Annotated in this window: 21 protein-coding genes; 12 read left to right on the top strand and 9 right to left on the bottom strand. The window is 33.5% G+C overall.

All coding sequences use genetic code 11. The features are described from left to right. Positions 1-33: 33 nt before the first annotated feature. Complete coding sequence (locus tag E5Z56_RS03040) at positions 34-408, bottom strand: DUF4186 domain-containing protein (RefSeq protein WP_138156467.1); 375 nt, start codon at positions 406-408, stop codon at positions 34-36. Positions 409-627: 219 nt separating this feature from the next. On the opposite strand from E5Z56_RS03040, the gene E5Z56_RS03035 reads away from it, so the two are divergent. The 5 genes from E5Z56_RS03035 (at position 628) to E5Z56_RS12010 (ending at position 4,994) form a co-directional block, all read left to right on the top strand. Further along, positions 628-990, top strand: a complete 363-nt coding sequence (locus tag E5Z56_RS03035) for a CidA/LrgA family protein (protein ID WP_138156466.1) — start codon at positions 628-630, stop codon at positions 988-990. Continuing rightward, on the top strand, positions 990-1,679 hold the full coding sequence (locus E5Z56_RS03030; protein ID WP_138156465.1) for an LrgB family protein: 690 nt from the start codon (positions 990-992) through the stop codon (positions 1,677-1,679). The genes E5Z56_RS03035 and E5Z56_RS03030 overlap by 1 nt, the downstream gene beginning before the upstream one ends. A gap of 8 nt (positions 1,680-1,687) precedes the next feature. Next, on the top strand, positions 1,688-2,356 hold the full coding sequence (locus tag E5Z56_RS03025) for a FadR/GntR family transcriptional regulator (protein WP_138156464.1): 669 nt from the start codon (positions 1,688-1,690) through the stop codon (positions 2,354-2,356). A gap of 491 nt (positions 2,357-2,847) precedes the next feature. Then, positions 2,848-4,848 (top strand): choice-of-anchor L domain-containing protein, encoded by a 2,001-nt coding sequence (locus tag E5Z56_RS03020; RefSeq protein WP_138156463.1) that lies wholly within the window; start codon positions 2,848-2,850, stop codon positions 4,846-4,848. An 11-nt stretch (positions 4,849-4,859) separates the two neighbouring features. After that, the gene (locus E5Z56_RS12010; RefSeq protein WP_269801951.1) at positions 4,860-4,994 is read left to right on the top strand and encodes a hypothetical protein; all 135 of its coding nucleotides are present in this window, start codon (positions 4,860-4,862) and stop codon (positions 4,992-4,994) included. 128 nt (positions 4,995-5,122) lie between these two features. Here E5Z56_RS12010 and E5Z56_RS03015 read toward each other — a convergent pair whose 3' ends face one another. The 5 genes from E5Z56_RS03015 to E5Z56_RS02995 form a co-directional block, all read right to left on the bottom strand. Then, the gene (locus tag E5Z56_RS03015; RefSeq protein ID WP_138156462.1) at positions 5,123-5,704 is read right to left on the bottom strand and encodes a glycosyl-4,4'-diaponeurosporenoate acyltransferase CrtO family protein; all 582 of its coding nucleotides are present in this window, start codon (positions 5,702-5,704) and stop codon (positions 5,123-5,125) included. A gap of 9 nt (positions 5,705-5,713) precedes the next feature. Then, entirely contained in the window at positions 5,714-7,108 is a 1,395-nt protein-coding gene (gene scfB, locus E5Z56_RS03010; RefSeq protein ID WP_138156461.1) for a thioether cross-link-forming SCIFF peptide maturase, read from the bottom strand. Positions 7,109-7,169: 61 nt separating this feature from the next. Beyond that, on the bottom strand, positions 7,170-7,322 hold the full coding sequence (gene scfA / locus E5Z56_RS03005; RefSeq protein WP_022505797.1) for a six-cysteine ranthipeptide SCIFF: 153 nt from the start codon (positions 7,320-7,322) through the stop codon (positions 7,170-7,172). Positions 7,323-7,379: 57 nt separating this feature from the next. Then, positions 7,380-8,759, bottom strand: coding sequence for an aminotransferase class I/II-fold pyridoxal phosphate-dependent enzyme (locus E5Z56_RS03000; RefSeq protein ID WP_138156460.1), 1,380 nt, complete (start codon positions 8,757-8,759; stop codon positions 7,380-7,382). Positions 8,760-8,864: 105 nt separating this feature from the next. Then, the gene (locus tag E5Z56_RS02995) at positions 8,865-9,311 is read right to left on the bottom strand and encodes a YaiI/YqxD family protein (RefSeq protein ID WP_138156459.1); all 447 of its coding nucleotides are present in this window, start codon (positions 9,309-9,311) and stop codon (positions 8,865-8,867) included. Between the two features lie 157 nt (positions 9,312-9,468). On the opposite strand from E5Z56_RS02995, the gene E5Z56_RS02990 reads away from it, so the two are divergent. The 4 genes from E5Z56_RS02990 (at position 9,469) to E5Z56_RS02975 (ending at position 13,783) form a co-directional block, all read left to right on the top strand. Beyond that, positions 9,469-10,449, top strand: coding sequence for an aldolase catalytic domain-containing protein (locus E5Z56_RS02990; protein WP_138156458.1), 981 nt, complete (start codon positions 9,469-9,471; stop codon positions 10,447-10,449). A gap of 39 nt (positions 10,450-10,488) precedes the next feature. Then, positions 10,489-11,502: a UDP-glucose 4-epimerase GalE gene (gene galE / locus E5Z56_RS02985; protein WP_138156457.1), complete on the top strand. Its 1,014-nt coding sequence runs from the start codon at positions 10,489-10,491 to the stop codon at positions 11,500-11,502. A 24-nt stretch (positions 11,503-11,526) separates the two neighbouring features. Further along, on the top strand, positions 11,527-12,447 hold the full coding sequence (locus E5Z56_RS02980; protein ID WP_138156456.1) for a cohesin domain-containing protein: 921 nt from the start codon (positions 11,527-11,529) through the stop codon (positions 12,445-12,447). A 205-nt stretch (positions 12,448-12,652) separates the two neighbouring features. Further along, entirely contained in the window at positions 12,653-13,783 is a 1,131-nt protein-coding gene (locus E5Z56_RS02975) for an LPXTG cell wall anchor domain-containing protein (protein WP_138156455.1), read from the top strand. 407 nt (positions 13,784-14,190) lie between these two features. Here the strand turns inward: E5Z56_RS02975 and E5Z56_RS02970 are convergent, their stop codons facing one another. Then, a complete protein-coding gene (locus E5Z56_RS02970) occupies positions 14,191-14,436 on the bottom strand; it encodes an AbrB/MazE/SpoVT family DNA-binding domain-containing protein (RefSeq protein ID WP_138156454.1) in 246 nt (81 codons plus the stop codon). A gap of 206 nt (positions 14,437-14,642) precedes the next feature. On the opposite strand from E5Z56_RS02970, the gene E5Z56_RS02965 reads away from it, so the two are divergent. The 3 genes from E5Z56_RS02965 to E5Z56_RS02955 all read left to right on the top strand — a co-directional run bounded on the left by E5Z56_RS02965 (position 14,643) and on the right by E5Z56_RS02955 (position 16,906). Beyond that, the gene (locus tag E5Z56_RS02965; RefSeq protein ID WP_138156453.1) at positions 14,643-15,227 is read left to right on the top strand and encodes a nucleoside recognition domain-containing protein; all 585 of its coding nucleotides are present in this window, start codon (positions 14,643-14,645) and stop codon (positions 15,225-15,227) included. After that, positions 15,218-15,724: a spore maturation protein gene (locus tag E5Z56_RS02960; protein WP_232842474.1), complete on the top strand. Its 507-nt coding sequence runs from the start codon at positions 15,218-15,220 to the stop codon at positions 15,722-15,724. The genes E5Z56_RS02965 and E5Z56_RS02960 overlap by 10 nt, the downstream gene beginning before the upstream one ends. A 123-nt stretch (positions 15,725-15,847) precedes the next feature. Further along, complete coding sequence (locus E5Z56_RS02955) at positions 15,848-16,906, top strand: Ig-like domain-containing protein (protein ID WP_138156452.1); 1,059 nt, start codon at positions 15,848-15,850, stop codon at positions 16,904-16,906. Between the two features lie 47 nt (positions 16,907-16,953). On the opposite strand, the gene E5Z56_RS02950 is transcribed toward E5Z56_RS02955, so the two are convergent. Together E5Z56_RS02950 and E5Z56_RS02945 are read right to left on the bottom strand one after the other, a co-directional pair. After that, entirely contained in the window at positions 16,954-17,331 is a 378-nt protein-coding gene (locus E5Z56_RS02950; protein WP_138156451.1) for a type II toxin-antitoxin system death-on-curing family toxin, read from the bottom strand. Further along, positions 17,328-17,570: a type II toxin-antitoxin system Phd/YefM family antitoxin gene (locus tag E5Z56_RS02945; protein ID WP_138156450.1), complete on the bottom strand. Its 243-nt coding sequence runs from the start codon at positions 17,568-17,570 to the stop codon at positions 17,328-17,330. The genes E5Z56_RS02950 and E5Z56_RS02945 overlap by 4 nt, the downstream gene beginning before the upstream one ends. Between the last annotated feature and the right edge of the window lie 12 nt (positions 17,571-17,582).

Below are 17,582 nucleotides of genomic sequence, written 5' to 3'. Positions count from 1 at the left end.
GGTATAGCAAAGCCCTATTCTTTTGAATAGGGCTTATTTTTGTATATTAATTTTACTGTTGTATTCCTTTTCAATCCAAGCCATAAGTAGGTTTACAATTTTTTCTTGTTGAGTTTCTGTAAGTTCAGTGGACTTATTTACTCGATACCATTTATTTAAGCAACCTCTACAGCAACAACCACAAGCGTGTTGTGCTATGAAAACAGGATGACCTTTCATAGGTGTTTGCTTTCCGTCATTGGGAATATATTTTGGTGCAAGTCTTGTTTTGATAAAGTCTTTTGCGTGTTGCCTTATTTTCTCCATACCAACCTTGTTTATATATTCAAAGTCCTTTTCTTTTAAATGAAAACTTGAACGGAACTTTGATTTACTTAATTTTTCCAATGCCTCATCAATTGTTTGCATATTATTACTTCCTATAAATTTATACTACAATTATAAAACTCTGATTTGAATTTTGCAATTGTAATTATATCTGTATTAAAAATTAAAATATTCACAAAATTATAGTGTGAAAACCTTGCTACATAGTAGTATTAACAGTTTTTAGGAAATGTACATCTATTTATTGACCGTAGAATTTTAAAGGTGTATAATTGGTAGTACCAATTATGGAGGGGTTTTATGAAATATATTCGTGAATTTGGGATTATCATTGTAATTTCATTAATAGGGGAACTTCTAAATTATCTTATTCCTTTGCCTATACCATCAAGTATCTATGGTTTGGTAATAATGTTTTTGTGCCTACATTTCAAGGTTATCAAGGTGCATGAGGTTAAGAAAACAGCTGTATTCCTAATTGAGATTATGCCACTGATGTTTATTCCGGCAGCAGTAGGTATAATTGAGTCTTGGGATATTATTAAGCCTAATGTTATTGCCTATGCAATTATCACTATTGTTTCAACTGTACTTGTTATGGCAGTTGCCGGTAGAGTTACTCAGTGGGTAATAAAACACAGTAAAAAGGAGGAAAAGGAATAATGAACTTTTTTGAGGATTCAGTATTTTTTGGTGTTGCAATCAGCATTTTGTCCTATGGTTTTGGCATCTTGCTAAATAACAAGTTTAAGTTAGCTATTTTTAATCCACTACTTATTTCTATTGTGGCAACAATTGTTGTTTTGCTTGTGAGTGGTATTGATTATAAAGTTTATTATAGTGGTGCAAAATATCTTAACTACCTGTTAACACCGGCTACTGTTTGTTTGGCTATTCCTCTTTACGAAAAGCTTGAGGTACTAAAGAACAACATTAAGGCAATTTTGATAGGTATTCTTTCCGGTGTACTTACTTCTTTGCTTTCTGTCTTAGGTATGAGTGTGATTTTCGGACTAAACCATACAGAGTATGTAACAATGTTACCTAAATCAATTACTACTGCTATCGGTATTGGTGTGTCAGAAGAACTACACGGCAATGTTACTCTTACTTGTGTTATTATTATTGTTACAGGTGTTCTTGGCAATATTATTGCACCGGCAATTTGTAAGTTGTTTAAAATCAAAGAACCTATTGCTAAGGGTATTGCTATCGGTACTGCAAGTCACGCAGTAGGTACTGCAAAAGCAATGGAAATGGGTGAAACCGAAGGTGCTATGAGTAGCTTGTCTATTGCAGTTTCAGGTTTAATCACTGTTGTAGGTGCATCAATCTTTGCACAATTTATGTAAGGTGACTTATGAAAGAAAATTCCAGAGAATATCAAAAAGCAGTTGACTATATTTGTAGTGAAATTGCAAAGGGTAATATTTCTATAGGGGACAGACTTCCAACAGAAAGAACTTTGTCAGAAAAATTAGGCATTAGCAGAAACTCTACAAGAGAGGCTCTGAGAAGTCTTGAGAATATGGGTATCACAGAAAGTGTGAGAGGTTCAGGCAACTACTATACAGGTAATGTGTCTAAGAAATTTTCTGAAATGATACGAACTTTACTTATGATAAAGGTAGTGTCTAAGAAAGATATTTGTGACTTTAGAAGAACAATGGAACTTTCTGTTTGTATGACAATTATGAATAAAAGCAACTTTGACTTTACAGAAATTGAAAGTGTACTAAATAAAGAAACCACTTCAACTGATGATGAAGTTGATAAGGATAAAATGTTTCATTATCTTCTTGCTATGTCTTCCGGTAATATATTTTGGATGGCAATAATGGATGCAGTTATTGATGTGTACAGAGGTTGGATTGATGAAGTAATCAAGATTATTGATATTGATACAAAAGAAAAGCTGGATACTGCACATAAAAATATTTTAAGTAGCCTTATTAGTAAGGATAAAGAAAAATGTGAAAATGCTATTAACCTACATTACGATATAATAGATGATGTTTTGAATAGTTAAGGATTAGGACTGCAACAGCAGTCCTTTTTCTTTTTATAGATAATTCAAAATAAAGCTGTTTTGGTTTAATGAAAGTATAATTTAAAGCAAAATTAAAAAATATTTTATCATAATTAAATCTTATCTAAATCAAATTATTATTTATGAATAATCTGTTAACTGCTATAATATAACCACAGTTTCGGGGTTGGAAGAAAATATTCCTGAAATATGTAAATAATTTATTTTAATATTGCGTACAAGACATTCTGTTTTTTTAATAGAAAAAGGCTCATCATTTGATGGGCTTTTTTCCTTTTGTGATTTAGCACAATGAAAGGGAAAATTCTACAAATTAATTTTTCTAAAGGTTTATGAAATATAAAGGAAAAATTTTTGTTACCGTAATTTATTATGTTTAATGTAACAAATTTAACTTGTAAACCAAAATAACAGTAATTTTGCACTATCCATCGCATATAAATAAATGAGAAAGGATGGTGTTTCAGAATTTGAATTTCAGAAACAAATGTAAAGCAGTAGTTTCTATTGGTATGGCAGTACTTTGTTTACCTATAATAAGTGTCGGTGCTAAAGAAAATTTTACTGTAACTAAGGTAAGTGATAAGGAGAAGATAGTTTCTTCTGTACTGTCGGAAGGTATGGATGCCTCTAACATTAAGGTGAAAGGTAATTTATCAGGACAGATAGGTACTTTCAAAAATGGCAAAGGTAATGTTGGCATTGATGAAGGACTTGTACTATCCACAGGTTATGTGTCAAGTATTTTGGAGTCATCAAAAAGAGGTAGTAACGAAGTTCATTTCTACAGTCAAACAGATAAAGATTTAAAGAAAATGACTAACTTCAGTATGTATGATTTAGCTAGTGTGGAGTTTACCCTAACTAATAATGAAAATTATGATACTGTTTTAGCTTTTAATTATTCTTTTGGTTCAGCAGAATTTGACCAACCTGATATTTACAACGATTGTTTCGGTTTGTTTGTTGATTATGACAATGACGGTATTTATGATGAAAATATTGCAAAGCTACCTAACGGCAAAAACACTTCCATAATGAATATTAAGTATGGAAAGTACTTTACCGGTTCGGCAAGTAAAGTGTATAAGGACAGCTTTAACGGTATGAGTAATGTGTTTACTGCTCAAACATCAAAACAAATTCCTAAGGGTGGTAAGGTAAAGCTAAAACTTGCAATTGCCGACTGTTCCGATGCAATTTATAATTCAGCAGTATTTATTGAGGGTAAGTCAATTAACTTAGGTAAGAAGATTGAAAATCCTATCATAAGTGGTGTAAATATGCCTAATGGTACATTAAGTCCTACTTTTAAAGATACTGCAACTACCTGCACATATCAGTGGTATATTGCTGATGAAAAGGGAAAAGAAGGAACACCACTACCTAATGAAACAGGTAAAACTCTGAATGTTACTAAGGATATGGTAGGAAAATATGCTTACCTAGTAGTAACAGGTACTGGGGATTATTCCGGTACAGGTATTTCAAATTATGTTGAGATTGTTGACCTACCACTAAATCAACAGAGGTTCTCTTACTATACTAATTTCCACTATGATGAACCATATAACTTAACTTGTTACGGTAAAGGTGAAAACCTGGATATGTACTACATTATTACAGAAAATGGTGAAAAGCCTACACCTAAAGAAATGATGACAAATGGTACAAAGGTTAAGTGCAACAAAACCACAACTCAGAATGGTTATAAATATAGTGGTGGCGAAATCTCAGGTGACCTTTATATAAAGAATCTAAAAAGTCATATTTATGTAATGTTCGCCAGAGAAGAAAGTGACAAGATTGTTCATAGTGGCATTAAGGACAGACAACTTTATCCTATGTTCTGTAATGCTGAAAATCTAGGCTTTAACAGTAAAGAAATCAATGTTTGCAACAAGATTGTTAAGTTATATGACACAATGTTCAGTAAGAATGTTGCACCTAGTGAAACATTAGGAAACAAGGTTGATAACCCACTGTATAGCAATGTTAAAAATATAGTTTTGTGCGAAAATCTTACAGAAAATGTTTGCTTAAAGTGTAGTGATTGCCTAGCATTTAATGTAGACGGTTGTATTGAAAAAACTTGTACTGACTATGGTTATGTGGTGTATAACTGCAACAATGGTGACCTAAAAGACTTAGGCTATAACAGAAGTAACATTCCTTGTGGCAAAGATTTGTTAAAGCTAAATGGTGTAGAAGTTTATTCATTAAAAAATATTACCGATACAGAAAAAATGTCTGTTTGTTATAATAACGGTCTAAAAGCAAATACTATGAATACAGACTATATCTTTGCTTTTTGGTATATTGATGAAACCGGCAATATGGTAATGGAAAAGTCCTATTATGAAAATTCCTATGAACTTGCATTACAAGAAATTGAAACAAAAGCAGAAGATACAGATGTGCTAAAGGCTTATGTTGAGCTATATAATGCACTTGATGAATTGTGTAAGTAGGAGGTGCTTTTATGAAGAAAGAATACAAAAAGCCGGAATTAATTGTGGAAACTTTTTCTACAGAAAATGTTATGCTGGTGTCAATGACAGAACCATTCAGCTCAGTAAACCATACTGTTACCGGTGGCTTTGATGATGAAGATTAATTTTTAAATCTTATAATCTAAATAATCTAAATAATCTAATAATCCCAAAACAAAAACTCCCTCATTTGAGGGAGTTTTCTGCTAGTACTCTAAAAAAATAAAAGGACTGAAAGCAGTCCTTTTATAGATTAATTATTCATATAAAATTCTTTTCTCTGGGACTCTTGTGAGTGAAAAGCCTTAACCATTCTTGGTCTGTTGTATCTTTGCTTTAGGATAAACATTAAGTCGATGATGCCACCCAGAACAGATAACCAAAACAGTAACCAAAAGTTAACACCTGACAAAAAGATAGGCAAGAAGATAGGTAAGAAATTAGCTATAATCATAACAATATGAGTAACTTCTTCTCTGCAACTGTTAGAAATCATCTTGGATAATCTCTTTTGCTTTTGGTCAAAATCTTCAGGGTTGTAGTCAGGAATATGATTTTTCCAACTTGCAACTTTAAGAAGATTAAAAAGTCCTCTTTCGTAATTTCTTTCTCTAAACCATTTGTTGGTGTGGTTCCATGGTCTGCCTTTCATACTCTTGAAAAACCAGTTAACAAAAAGTCGCATTGCAAAATGAAATAGAAAAACACCTAATGTAACTGTAATAGTCTTGAAAATACTTGTTCTGAAAAATAAGAAAATTGCATAAAAAACTACAAAACCAATTAGCAAGAGCTCTGTTATGAAAATCATTTTTGCTTTGAAATTTGATTTCATAGTTTCTCCTTATTCCTGATTATTCTCGTTATTTTCGCTATTTGCAAAAAGTTCGTCAATCTTAATCATAATTGCATTTTCAACTCTCTTACGATGTAGTTCACAACTCATATCGCAAGTGCCTGTGATTTTGCCTGTTGTGTGGTAAGCATTAGCTGAACAACCACCTGAACAGTATAACTTAGCAAAACAATCTTGACAGGCTTCTCTTGAATAAACATTACATAGCTTAAATTCGTTAACAATGTCTGTGTTCTTAACACCGTCAAAAACATTACCAAGTAAGAACTTTTCATCACCTACAAACTGATGACAAGGATATAGGTCACCCCAAGGTGTAACTGCCATATAGTCAGTACCAACACCACAACCTGAGATTCTCTTGTAGATACAAGGACCACCCTCAAGGTCAATCATATAGTGGAAGAAAGTAAAGCCTTTGCCTTCTCTGTTTCTCTTGCACATTTCCTTTGCAAGTAGGTCATACTGATCCTTTAGCTTAGGAATATCACTTTCCTGTAAAGCATAGTCCATCTTAGGGTCAGTAACAACAGGTTCCATAGCTAACTGTTCAAAGCCTAAATCTGCAAGGTGAAGAATATCATTTGCAAAGTCTGTGTTGTAGTGAGTGTATGTACCACGAATGTAGTAGCCTTGCTGATTTCTTTCTTTAGCCATTTTCTGGAACTTAGGTAGGATAAGGTCATAAGTTCCCTTATCGTTTCTTGTTCTTCTCATTCTGTCGTTAGTTTCTTTTCTACCGTCCAGTGAAAGAACAACATTGTAACATTCCTTGTTAGCCCATTCCATAACTTCATCATTAAGAAGTACACCGTTAGTTGTTAGTGTGAAACGGAAGTTCTTGCCTTTTTCTTTTTCGATGCTTCTGGCATAAGCAACAAGCTGTTTAACAACATCAAAGTTAAGTAATGGTTCACCACCAAAGAAGTCAACTTCCAGGTTCTTTCTTGAACCACTCTGTTCAATAAGAAAGTCCAAAGCTCTTTTACCTACTTCAAAGGACATAAGTGAACGGTCACCACTGTATTCACCTTCACCTGCAAAGCAGTATTTGCAACACATATTACAGTCGTGAGCAATATGTAGGCAAAGTGCCTTTAGCTGAGTAGGTCTTGCTTTAATGTCAATCTGTAAGTCCTTAAACTTGTCTTCTGAAAATAGTTTACCTTCTTTTTTAAGTTCCTCAATATCCTGAAAAATCTCTTCAATATCATCAGCAGTAATTTCAGGATATTTGTCACAAAGTTCAAGGATAATTTCTTCCTTACTTCTTGACTCATATTTATCAATTACTTCAAAGGCTACTTCATCAACAGCGTGTACACTGCCTGAGTTACTGTCTAGGACAATATTGTAGCCATTATTTTTATAACAATGTACCATAAAAATTCCCCACAATAAAAATCGCCATAGGAAACCCTACGGCGACCTTTTACTTTTTTAATTATTTTTCAGCCTTTAGCTTTTCGCACTGCTGATTTGCAATACCACAAGAAGTCTTACAAGCTGACTGACATGATGTCTGACATTCACCACAGCCACCCTTTTTAACTGATTCAGTTAGGTTTCTTGTATTAACTGTTACGATTCTCTTCATAGGAATTTTCCTCCTTAATTAATAACAAATTTATTTAATAATATTTTATATCATTTTTTACCTTGTGTCAATAGCACAACACACCTTAAAAGGAAGTTTATTGCCCTCACTCACCACATTAACACCTTTTTCTATTAAATATTTAATGGTATTAACTGCTTTTTCGTCAAAAACTTCACCTATTGAAATAATAGGTATTCCCGGTGGATAAGCATAAATATATTCACCAGAAACTTTACCACAACAGTTTTCTATATCTATAAATTCCTTTTCAGTATCCTCAACTTTACAAGGTTTAATTTTCATTTTAGGAATGTGATTTAGGGTTATACTTTCCTTTTCTCTATATATACAGTTTTTGTCAATATCTTTAAGAGTATTTATCAGCCTAGTGAAACCCTCATCTGTATCATATATGCTAGTCATAGCAATAATATAATCAGCTGATGCCATTTCTGTTTCTATTAAATATTTTTCTCTCAATATTTTTTGTAATTCTGTGCCTGATAGGTTGGTGTTTTGTGTTAGAATTACAATTTTACTTTTGTCAAAGGCAAAAGCATTTTCACCTTTATATATAGAAAGGTTTTTAAGTTTTCCACATTCTAAGTAAAAATTGTTAATTCTTTTTCTGTATGTAGAGAATAATTCTTTGCCTTTTTCAATAAGTTCACAAATACATCTGTCAACTGAAGCTACCATTAAGTAGTTAGGTGATGAAGTTTGAAAAGTCATCAGCCTTTTCTTAATAATATCTTTGTTCACTCTGTCACTGCAAATATGAAGTAACCCTGTACCTGTTAAAGAGGTTAATGTTTTGTGGGTGCTTTGTATTACAACATCGGCACCTAAATTTACTGCTGAATTTGGAAAATAATCATCAAACATTAGGTGACTGCCATGTGCCTCATCAACAATTAAAGTTACATTGTGATTGTGGCAAATTTTAGCAATACTTTTTATATCACTTACAATTCCTTCATATGTAGGAGAAGTTATAATACATACCGTAATTTTAGGGTTGCTATTAAGTGCATCTTCAACATCACTTGACAAAATTTCTCCCATAAAAGAATGTACCGATTTAGGCATTAAGTAGGTAGGGAATAAGTCCCAAATTTCTACTGCATTATAAGCAGACTTGTGACAATTTCTTGCCATTAAAATATTGTCACCTTTTTTAGCACAACCGGTTATAGCAGACAAAATCCCAACTGTACTGCCGTTTACTAAAATATAACTTTCTTTGGTACTGTATAAATTTTTAATTCTGTCTATACTTTCCTTATAAATACCCTCAGGGTGATATAGGTTGTCTAAGCTCTCAACCTCTGTAAAATCAAGTTGATTAAATTCGCCTTGTCTTTTATTTCCCGGCATATGGAAAGGATAAATATTTTTTTTGTTGTATTCCTTTAAGTAATCTATGACTTTCATATTCAAACCCTATCTTAAAATGTAGGGGCGAACACTGTTCGCCCGTTTAAGGACTTTTGTATAAGTTCACATTAGTAAATCAATCTTGTTTCCTTTGATATTCACTTAATTTTTGACTGTTAAAGATTCAATTAATTTTCTCAATGATTTTTCAAAACTTTTATCCTGATCGGCAGTTCTTTTTTTAGGTCCTTTGGTGTGTTTACCTGCCATTCTTGCTTTTTTACTGATATATCTTGTCATTAGCAATGAATCAATATTTTGGTCAGTATATATAAGACCGTTTTGATTGATAGGTTTACTGCCTCTGCTTAAGCACATTGCACCTAAACCGTAATCCTGAGTAACTACAATATCACCTTTTTCTATAAGGTTTGCAATTTTAAAGTCGGCAGAATCAGCACCCTTTTCTACTGTTATAGTATCTGCATATTCCTTGTTAAAAATATGAGAAGTATCTGTAATTATAGTGCAAGGCAATTTATATTCCTTTGCAACTTTTATTGTAATATCAACAACAGGACAACCGTCACCGTCAATATAAATTTTCATAATATCACCTACACTAATTCTATCAATTATTATAATAAATAACAAGAAAAATCTTGTTTTAATTTTCATTGTGTAGTATTATGTATATGTAATAATGTATATTATGAATAACTATATCATTTTATATGTTTAATTTTTATAGATGGAGGATATACCAATGGCACAAAAAGGTGACTTACTTTCAGTAAGACAAGACATTAGGGTTGTTGATGCAACAATTAGAGATGGAGGACTTTGCAACAACTTTAGATTTGACGATAAGTTTATTAAGGACTTATATCAGGCAAATGTTAAAGCCGGTGTTGACTATATGGAATTTGGCTACAAGGCATCTAAAGAAATTTTTAACGAAGATGACTTTGGCAAGTGGAAATTCTGTAATGACTCAGATATTAGAAAAATTGTTGGTGACAACAAAACAGGTCTAAAGATTGCAGTAATGGCTGATGTAGGCAGAACAGATTTTCAGAAGGATATTATCCCTAAGAAGGACAGTCCTATTGACCTTATTCGTATTGCAACATACATCAATACAATTCCTGCAGCAGTAGAAATGATTGAGGATTGTGCAAAGAAAGGCTATGAAACAACTATCAATATTATGGCAGTTTCTAAGGCTAACACAGATGATATTAAGACAGCACTTGACATTTTAGGTCAAAGCTCTGTTAATGCTTTCTATATTGTAGACAGCTACGGTGCATTATATCCTGAACAGTCAAGAAGACTTGCTAACCTATATTGTGAATATGCCGATAAGTACGGCAAGAGTGTTGGTATTCATGCTCATAACAATCAGCAACTTGCTTTTGCAAATACTATTGAAGCTATGACTCAGGGTGTTAGTTACCTTGATGCTACAGTTGACGGTATGGGTAGAGGTGCAGGTAACTGTGCACTTGAACTACTACTTGGTTTCTTAAAGAACCCTAAGTACAAGGTTGCACCTATCCTAAAGATTATTGAAGAACATACAGAAAAGTTAAAGGCTGAAGGTGTAAAGTGGGGATATGACATTCCATATATGCTAACAGGTCAGTTCAACACTCATCCTCGTCCTGCAATTTCTTATGTTAAGGAAGACAGAAAAGACTACTCAAAATTCGCTAATGAGCTTTATGACATTATTAATAGCTGATTTTGTAGTTTTTTATTAATTAAATAAGGAGTTTTTAAAATGAATATTTTATTAGCCGGTGGTGCAGGTTATATCGGTTCACATACTTGCATAGAATTAATTAGTGCCGGACATACAGTAGTAATCGCTGATAACCTTTGTAACAGTAAGAAAGAAGCTGTTAAGAGAGTTGAGAAGATTGTAGGTCAGGAAATTCCTTTCTATGAAATCAATGTTTGTGACCATGATGCTCTAAGAAAAGTATTTAGCGAAAACAAGATTGATGCAGTTATCCACTTTGCCGGTCTTAAGGCTGTTGGTGAAAGCTGTGAAAAGCCACTAATGTACTACCGTAACAACCTAGACAGTACTCTAACACTTTTGGAAGTTATGAAAGAATTTGGTTGCCACAACTTTGTATTCTCTTCTTCAGCTACAGTTTACGGTATTCCTGAAACTGTACCTCTAGTAGAAACAATGCCAACTTCTTGTACAAACCCTTATGGTTGGACAAAGCTAATGACAGAGCAGATTCTACAGGATGTTACAAAGACAGATCCTGAACTTTCTGTTGTTCTTCTTCGTTACTTTAACCCAATCGGTGCTCACGAAAGTGGTACAATCGGTGAAAACCCTAACGGTATTCCAAACAACCTAATGCCATATATCACACAGGTTGCAGTTGGTAAGCTAAAGGAACTTGGTGTATTCGGTAACGACTACCCAACTCCTGACGGTACAGGTGTTCGTGACTATATCCATGTTGTTGACTTAGCTAAGGGTCATGTAAAGGCTATTGACTATGCCGATGCTCACAAGGGTACAGAAATCTTTAACCTAGGTACAGGTGTTGGTTATTCGGTTCTTGATATTGTTAAGACATTCAGCAAGGTTAACAATGTTGAAATCCCTTATCAGATTAAGCCAAGAAGAGCCGGTGACATTGCAGAATGTTATGCTGATCCAACTAAGGCTAAGGAAGTTCTTGGCTGGACTGCTGAAAAGACACTTGAAGATATGTGCCGTGATTCATGGAATTGGCAGAAAAAGAACCCTAAGGGTTACGAAGAATAATAAAGAAATAAAGAGGACAATAATATGACAAAACGAATTAGTGCTGTTGTTCTTGCACTACTAATGTGCCTACTTACTTTAGCATTTTCTGTTACAAGCTTTTCAGCAGCAGAAAATTTAAAGTTAAACGGCAAAGTTAATGCAAAGGTTGGGGATAAGGTTACATATGAATTTTGTGTATCTGATGTTCCTGAAAAAACTGAGGATATTCAGATGCAGGTAGCATATGACTCTCAGTATCTAAAGGTTGATCCGGACAAGGTTGAATACCTTGATGGTGGTAGTTCAGTTTATAACACTGACCTGGAAAACGAAGTACTGTTTAACAGTGCTAACGGTGTTCAAGGTTGGGATATGAAAGAAAAGACAATGATTCTTTCATTAACATTTGAAGTACTACAGGGTGGTTCTACTGACATTACTTACTATGTACAGTGCTTTGACTACCAATCAAACAGTCAGAATGTTGACACACTACAGTTTACAACTGACTTTTTAGTTAACGGTAAAACAGCAGAAAAAAATGTTGTACCAAAGGTTAACGAAAAAGGTGAAGGTGGTACTTTTATCAACTTTGAAAACGGTAAAGGTACAAAGAACGGTGGTGACACACCAATTGGCAGACAGTACAGTGGAAAAAGCAATAACGACCAAACTGTCAATAACAATGGTGAAGCTGTAGACAATAATGCAAGTGTAGCAACTGATGCAAACGGCAATACAGTTGTAAACACAACTGCATATCAGGCAACTACCGAGTCAACTGCTATGAGAACAAACTCATCAGGTCAGAATGTTACAGACTCTAACGGCAAAGAGGTTTCTTACACAGATTCGGATAATTTCTGGAGAAACCTTGGTATTATGGGAATTGTTGCACTTATTGTAATAGTTATTGTAATTAAAGTTATTGTTGATAAGAAAAAGAGCAAGAAAGAAGAATAAACAGATTTACAGTTAATATTCTGTTCATATTCTCTTTTGATTTGTGCATTATGTCTATTTTGAATAGGCAAAGTTTGTGCATTTTATTGTCAACAAAATGTTACAAAATTGTTGCTTTACAAATTTTAAAGGTGTATAATTATGCCAATGGGGGAAATTGTCCCCACGAATCTTTATTGGTTTAATTTTATAGGAGGAGATAACTATGAAGAAGTTATTAAGCGTACTATTAGTTATGGCAGTTGTTATGAGTTTTGCAACTGTTATGTCAGTATCAGCTGACGAAAAAGAAGATTTAGTTTCTGCAGGTGCTTCACAGGATGTTGAAACAGCAGCAGCTGACGGTAATGTTTCTGTTGGTGCAGGTACAGATACTGAAGCATCAGGTACATCAGGTAAAGTTTATTTTGAAAAGCCAAGCTGGTCTGGTAAGATCTATTGCCACATTTTTGAAACAAAGAGTGGTACATCTTTCTTAAACTGGCAGCAGAAGAAAGAAAGACTTGAAGAAGAAGGCGGCAAGCTAGTTTACGATCTATCAAAGCTAGACGAAAGCACACAGCTAAAGGGTGGCCTAAAGGCTGGTACAGACTATTCAATTATGTTTAGTGATGACACAGGTAACGAAACTTGTCCTCTAATGTTCAACACAAATTGTATCGGTGATACAGTTAAGGTTACTTCAAATGAAAAGTCATTTGAAAACAATGTTGACTCAACAAAGCACAGCTATCCAATCGCTTGGACAACAAATGCTAAGAAATATGGTATTCCTCTAATGATTACTTCAGTTGGTACAGTACAGGGCGAATTCATCGCTAAGGGTGCAAAGCCATCTGATATTGTTAAGACATGGGATAAGGATTACAAGCAGTATCCTAACAAGGCTTCTTATAGCCCACAGTCAAGTGCTAGAGACCATAAGACAAGACTTGCTGAACTAGAAAAAGAATTCGATAAGATGGTTAAAGAAGGTAAGGTACTAATCGTTGGTGGTGGTACTTACACAGAATCATCAAGCTCAGGTTCTAGCTCAAATAGTTCTTCAAACTCAAGCTCAAACAGCTCATCAGACTCAAGCTCAAACAGCTCTTCTAACTCATCAAGCAAGACTGTTTATAAGGATAAGAACGGTAACACAGTAACAAAGAATGCTGATGGTACATACACAGATGCAAACGGTAATACAGTTGACGCTTCTGATGTTACAGCAACAACAGAAACAACTGATACAGTTACAACAGGTGAAAGCCCAGTAGCTCTATATGTTGGTCTAGGTGTTATGCTAGCAGCAGCAGGTGTTTACTTCTTAACTCGTAAGAAGAAAGAAGCTTAAGTCTAAGGACTAACAAAACTCAAAACTAAAACTCAATTAATCAAGCCCCATCAAGTCTGATGGGGCTTTTAATTTTATTTCATTATTTATATTTTCACATTATTGTCCCTAGAAATACGGCATTGTTTTTTTGAAGAATAATAATGAGCTATAATAATAAGGTACTAATCATTGCTATAACCTTTATGCTATTATGGGACTCTTGAAAATTAAAAAAACAAAATAAAAAAGACACTAATGATAGTGTCTTTTTTACGCACAAATGAAAATAAATATTCCTACAAAACAAATCTATTAAGTTAATTAAAGGTATTCCTGCTTGTATAATAAAAAAATAAAATATAGATTGTGTTTAGTAATATTTAATTTTTTGAATAAATATAATTTAATGAATAAATAAAATCAAACTAGATTTTCTTGTACATTCTCTTAACACATTCTTCGCAGACTTTAACGCCTTCAAATGTGATAACATTATCGCTTTCGCCACAGAATAGGCAAGTTGGCTGATACTTTCTAATTAGTAGACCATTATCCTTAGGAAGAATTTCAATAGAATCTTCCTTTTCTAGATTAAACATCTGTCTAACTGGCTTAGGGATTACAACTCTGCCAAGTGTGTCAATTTTACTTACATAACCGATCTGTCTCATACTTTTCACCTTCCCAAAAATACTACAAGCAGTAAATATAATATACGACAAAAATATACAAGTACCAACACTTATATACTTATTGCAATATTATTCTACCAAATGATAAAATTTTTGTCAAGTATGTTCAAGTTGCAGTTATTTCCGTTAGTTTGATTTTAACAATTTATTCAAATAATTATGAACAAAAGTGGTAATGTGTACATATGATTAATTATGTTTGGGGATTTTTAATAATAATTTCTGTAATTTGTGCCATTGTAACGGGAAATGGACAGGGTGTTTCCTCCGGACTTATGAATGGTGCAGAAAAGGCAACTAAACTTTTAATAACACTTTTTGGTGTAATTGTTTTTTGGTCAGGCATTATGAAGGTGGCAGAAAAAAGTGGACTTACAGGCAAATTAGTGAAACTTTTGTCACCAATATTAAGAAAAATTTTTCCTGATGTTGATGAAAGCAGTAATGCATTTCAAGCAATGGCATTGAACATTAGTGCAAATTTAATCGGCATTGGAAATGCAGCAACTCCTTTCGGACTTAAAGCAATGGCTGAGCTACAGAAAAACAACCTTAGAAAAGATACTGCTACCGACTCTATGGTTATTTTTGTTGTAATGAATACTGCATCAATGCAACTTATACCTGCAACTATCGGTTTTCTTAGGGATAGTTATGGTAGCAAAGAGCCTTTCTCAATTATTCCTTGTGTAATTATTTGTTCTTTCTGTGCGTTATGTGTAGCATTATTACTTGCTAAAGGATTAAATAGGGTGAAAAGTTGGAAATAATAGTACCGGTAACAGTTGCATTTGTTGTGCTTTATGGAATGACAAAAAAAGTTAAAATTTTTGATGCCTTTATTGAAGGTGCAGTTGAGGGTTTACATACTCTTTATATGATTATTCCCACAATAACAGGGCTTGTAGTTGCAGTTGAAATGTTGCAACAAAGTGGTACTATTGACTTGATATGTAAAGCTGTTGAACCTTTAGCTGATTTTTTTAATTTTCCTAAAGAAATTGTACCTATGGCAGTACTAAGACCTATTAGTGGCAGTGGTGCTACTGCACTTCTAACTAATATATATGAAAACTATGGTCCTGACTCTTTAGTAGGTAATATTGCCTCTGTCCTTGCAGGTAGTACAGAAACTACCCTTTATGCAGTTACAATGTATTTTGGCAGTGTTGGTATTACAAGAACAAGACATACATTATTTGTAGGATTATTTGCAGATTTTACTGCTCTTGTTTTGGCAATTGTGACAGTAAAATTAATAATGTAAAAGTTTTATTAAGTAGTATTTTTATCTAGACAAATTAATACTTGTGTTGTATAATAAATATAACAAAAAATAGTAATAATTTTATTAAATTATAAGAAAAAAGAAAACGGAGGAACTCTAATTATGAAAAAGACAAACAAAGTTATTTCTTTAGTTTTAGCTCTTGTTATGGCATTAAGCATTCTTGTAGTTATTCCTACTGCTTCTGCTGCATCAACAGTTAGAATTAATGAAGTAAATGCAAATGTAGGATATTCTATTGTATATAATATCTATTTGCAGACTGATGAAAAGGCAAATGCAATGGAAGGTAGACTAAACTATGACAATACTGTCCTAGATTTAACATCACTTTCTTTTGATACTGCTAATTCATTTGACTCAAACACAAATGTAAAGGGCGATATGACTCAGATTAACTTCAAGGGTAATAAGTCACTTTATGATTGTAAGTCAACAAGAATGACTGTACTGACTGCTGTATTTAAGGTAACTAATACTAGCGACAAGTACACAAGTGCTACAACTGCTGATGCTGTTTCAGGTTGCTTTACAAAGCTAACAGGTGAAACAGGTACAGACCTAATGAAGCACACTAACACAAACATTACAACAAGAACAATCATCGGTGCAACTTCTATCAAGATGGCAAAGACATCTGTACTTCTTGATAACGGCAAGGGTGATAGCGAAGTTGTAAAGGTTAAGTCAGTAGGTCCTGTAAACAATGATACAGATTCTTCTTACTCAGCAACTTATGTTTCATCAAACCCAAAGGTTGTTAAGGTTTCAGGCAGAGGTACTTATGTAAGAATTACTGCAGTAGGTCCTGGTAAAGCAGAAGTTCGTTGTACTACTGATGGTAATTTAGCTACTGCTAAGATTCAGGTTACAGTTAAGCAACCTGTAAAGAGCGTTAAGTTCAGCCAAAAGTCTGTTAGCCTAGCTAAGAAGGGTGCTAAGGCAAACCTAAAGGCTACTGTTAACCCAACTAATGCAAGTGTTAAGAAACTTGTTGTTAAATCAGAAAACACTAAGGTTGCTAAGGTTAATAAGTCTTCTGTAAACTCAGGTGCTACTTTCACAGTAACTGCAGTTAAGAAGGGCAAGACTTATGTTCGTGCTACTGCTACTGACGGTTCAAAGAAATTTGCTAGAATCGCAGTTACAGTAAAGAAGTAATTTAATAAATGCAAATAATTAACGGCTGACATCTGTCAGCCGTTTTTTTATATCTGATGATTGATTATCCATGTTGTTAATTGTTGATATGATATTTCATTTGAAGCAAGTTTTAAGATTGTAGAAGAAAGTTCATCTTGTGTATATTCAAGTTCAATTCCGTTTAAAGCTAAAAAAACTAACATTACATGTGCACCAATTCTTTTATTTCCATCAATAAACGGATGATTATTTACTAACCCAAAACATAATCGTGACGCTTTTTGTTGAATTGTTGGATATAAATCTTCATTTCCAAATTGCTGAAAAGGAGAATTAATCGCTGATTCTAATAAACCAGCATCCCTTAACCCATCACTACCACCGGTTTCTGAGATTAGTTGACTGTGCAGAAGTAATATTTGTCGTTTGGATAAAACAATCATTCTGCTAGTACCCTATAAGCCTCTTTATTTTTATCAATTAATTTCTTAGAGATTGATAAAATATCTTCATCACTTGCAGTTTGCATATCTTCTGCTTGACTAAATTCAACAATTAAATATCTTGGAGTATTGTTCTTTAGAATAACGGCAGAACCGTTTTCGTCCACAAGTCTTGCTACTTTTGAAAAATTCTGATTTGCTTCTGTAATAGAAACAAGTGCGTTTGTATTAACTTTCATAAGAATACCTCC

This window comes from Ruminococcus bovis, from assembly GCF_005601135.1.
GTDB lineage: Bacteria > Bacillota > Clostridia > Oscillospirales > Acutalibacteraceae > Ruminococcoides > Ruminococcoides bovis.
Note: the sequence above shows the minus strand (reverse complement) of the source record. Positions and strands in the feature narration are given on the sequence as shown.

What these genes read in the sequence shown, in the direction of transcription:
- E5Z56_RS03000 (WP_138156460.1), bottom strand. Translation starts at nt 8,759, where the DNA reads ATGAAAGTCATAGATTACTTAAAGGAATACAACAAAAAAAATATTTAT.
- E5Z56_RS02990 (WP_138156458.1), top strand. Translation starts at nt 9,469, where the DNA reads ATGGCACAAAAAGGTGACTTACTTTCAGTAAGACAAGACATTAGGGTT.
- E5Z56_RS02980 (WP_138156456.1), top strand. Translation starts at nt 11,527, where the DNA reads ATGACAAAACGAATTAGTGCTGTTGTTCTTGCACTACTAATGTGCCTA.
- scfA (WP_022505797.1), bottom strand. Translation starts at nt 7,322, where the DNA reads ATGAAGAGAATCGTAACAGTTAATACAAGAAACCTAACTGAATCAGTT.
- E5Z56_RS02965 (WP_138156453.1), top strand. Translation starts at nt 14,643, where the DNA reads ATGATTAATTATGTTTGGGGATTTTTAATAATAATTTCTGTAATTTGT.
- scfB (WP_138156461.1), bottom strand. Translation starts at nt 7,108, where the DNA reads ATGGTACATTGTTATAAAAATAATGGCTACAATATTGTCCTAGACAGT.
- E5Z56_RS03040 (WP_138156467.1), bottom strand. Translation starts at nt 408, where the DNA reads ATGCAAACAATTGATGAGGCATTGGAAAAATTAAGTAAATCAAAGTTC.
- E5Z56_RS03025 (WP_138156464.1), top strand. Translation starts at nt 1,688, where the DNA reads ATGAAAGAAAATTCCAGAGAATATCAAAAAGCAGTTGACTATATTTGT.
- E5Z56_RS02950 (WP_138156451.1), bottom strand. Translation starts at nt 17,331, where the DNA reads ATGATTGTTTTATCCAAACGACAAATATTACTTCTGCACAGTCAACTA.
- E5Z56_RS03035 (WP_138156466.1), top strand. Translation starts at nt 628, where the DNA reads ATGAAATATATTCGTGAATTTGGGATTATCATTGTAATTTCATTAATA.
- E5Z56_RS02975 (WP_138156455.1), top strand. Translation starts at nt 12,653, where the DNA reads ATGAAGAAGTTATTAAGCGTACTATTAGTTATGGCAGTTGTTATGAGT.
- E5Z56_RS02970 (WP_138156454.1), bottom strand. Translation starts at nt 14,436, where the DNA reads ATGAGACAGATCGGTTATGTAAGTAAAATTGACACACTTGGCAGAGTT.
- E5Z56_RS03030 (WP_138156465.1), top strand. Translation starts at nt 990, where the DNA reads ATGAACTTTTTTGAGGATTCAGTATTTTTTGGTGTTGCAATCAGCATT.
- E5Z56_RS03015 (WP_138156462.1), bottom strand. Translation starts at nt 5,704, where the DNA reads ATGAAATCAAATTTCAAAGCAAAAATGATTTTCATAACAGAGCTCTTG.
- E5Z56_RS02955 (WP_138156452.1), top strand. Translation starts at nt 15,848, where the DNA reads ATGAAAAAGACAAACAAAGTTATTTCTTTAGTTTTAGCTCTTGTTATG.
- E5Z56_RS12010 (WP_269801951.1), top strand. Translation starts at nt 4,860, where the DNA reads ATGAAGAAAGAATACAAAAAGCCGGAATTAATTGTGGAAACTTTTTCT.
- galE (WP_138156457.1), top strand. Translation starts at nt 10,489, where the DNA reads ATGAATATTTTATTAGCCGGTGGTGCAGGTTATATCGGTTCACATACT.
- E5Z56_RS02945 (WP_138156450.1), bottom strand. Translation starts at nt 17,570, where the DNA reads ATGAAAGTTAATACAAACGCACTTGTTTCTATTACAGAAGCAAATCAG.
- E5Z56_RS02995 (WP_138156459.1), bottom strand. Translation starts at nt 9,311, where the DNA reads ATGAAAATTTATATTGACGGTGACGGTTGTCCTGTTGTTGATATTACA.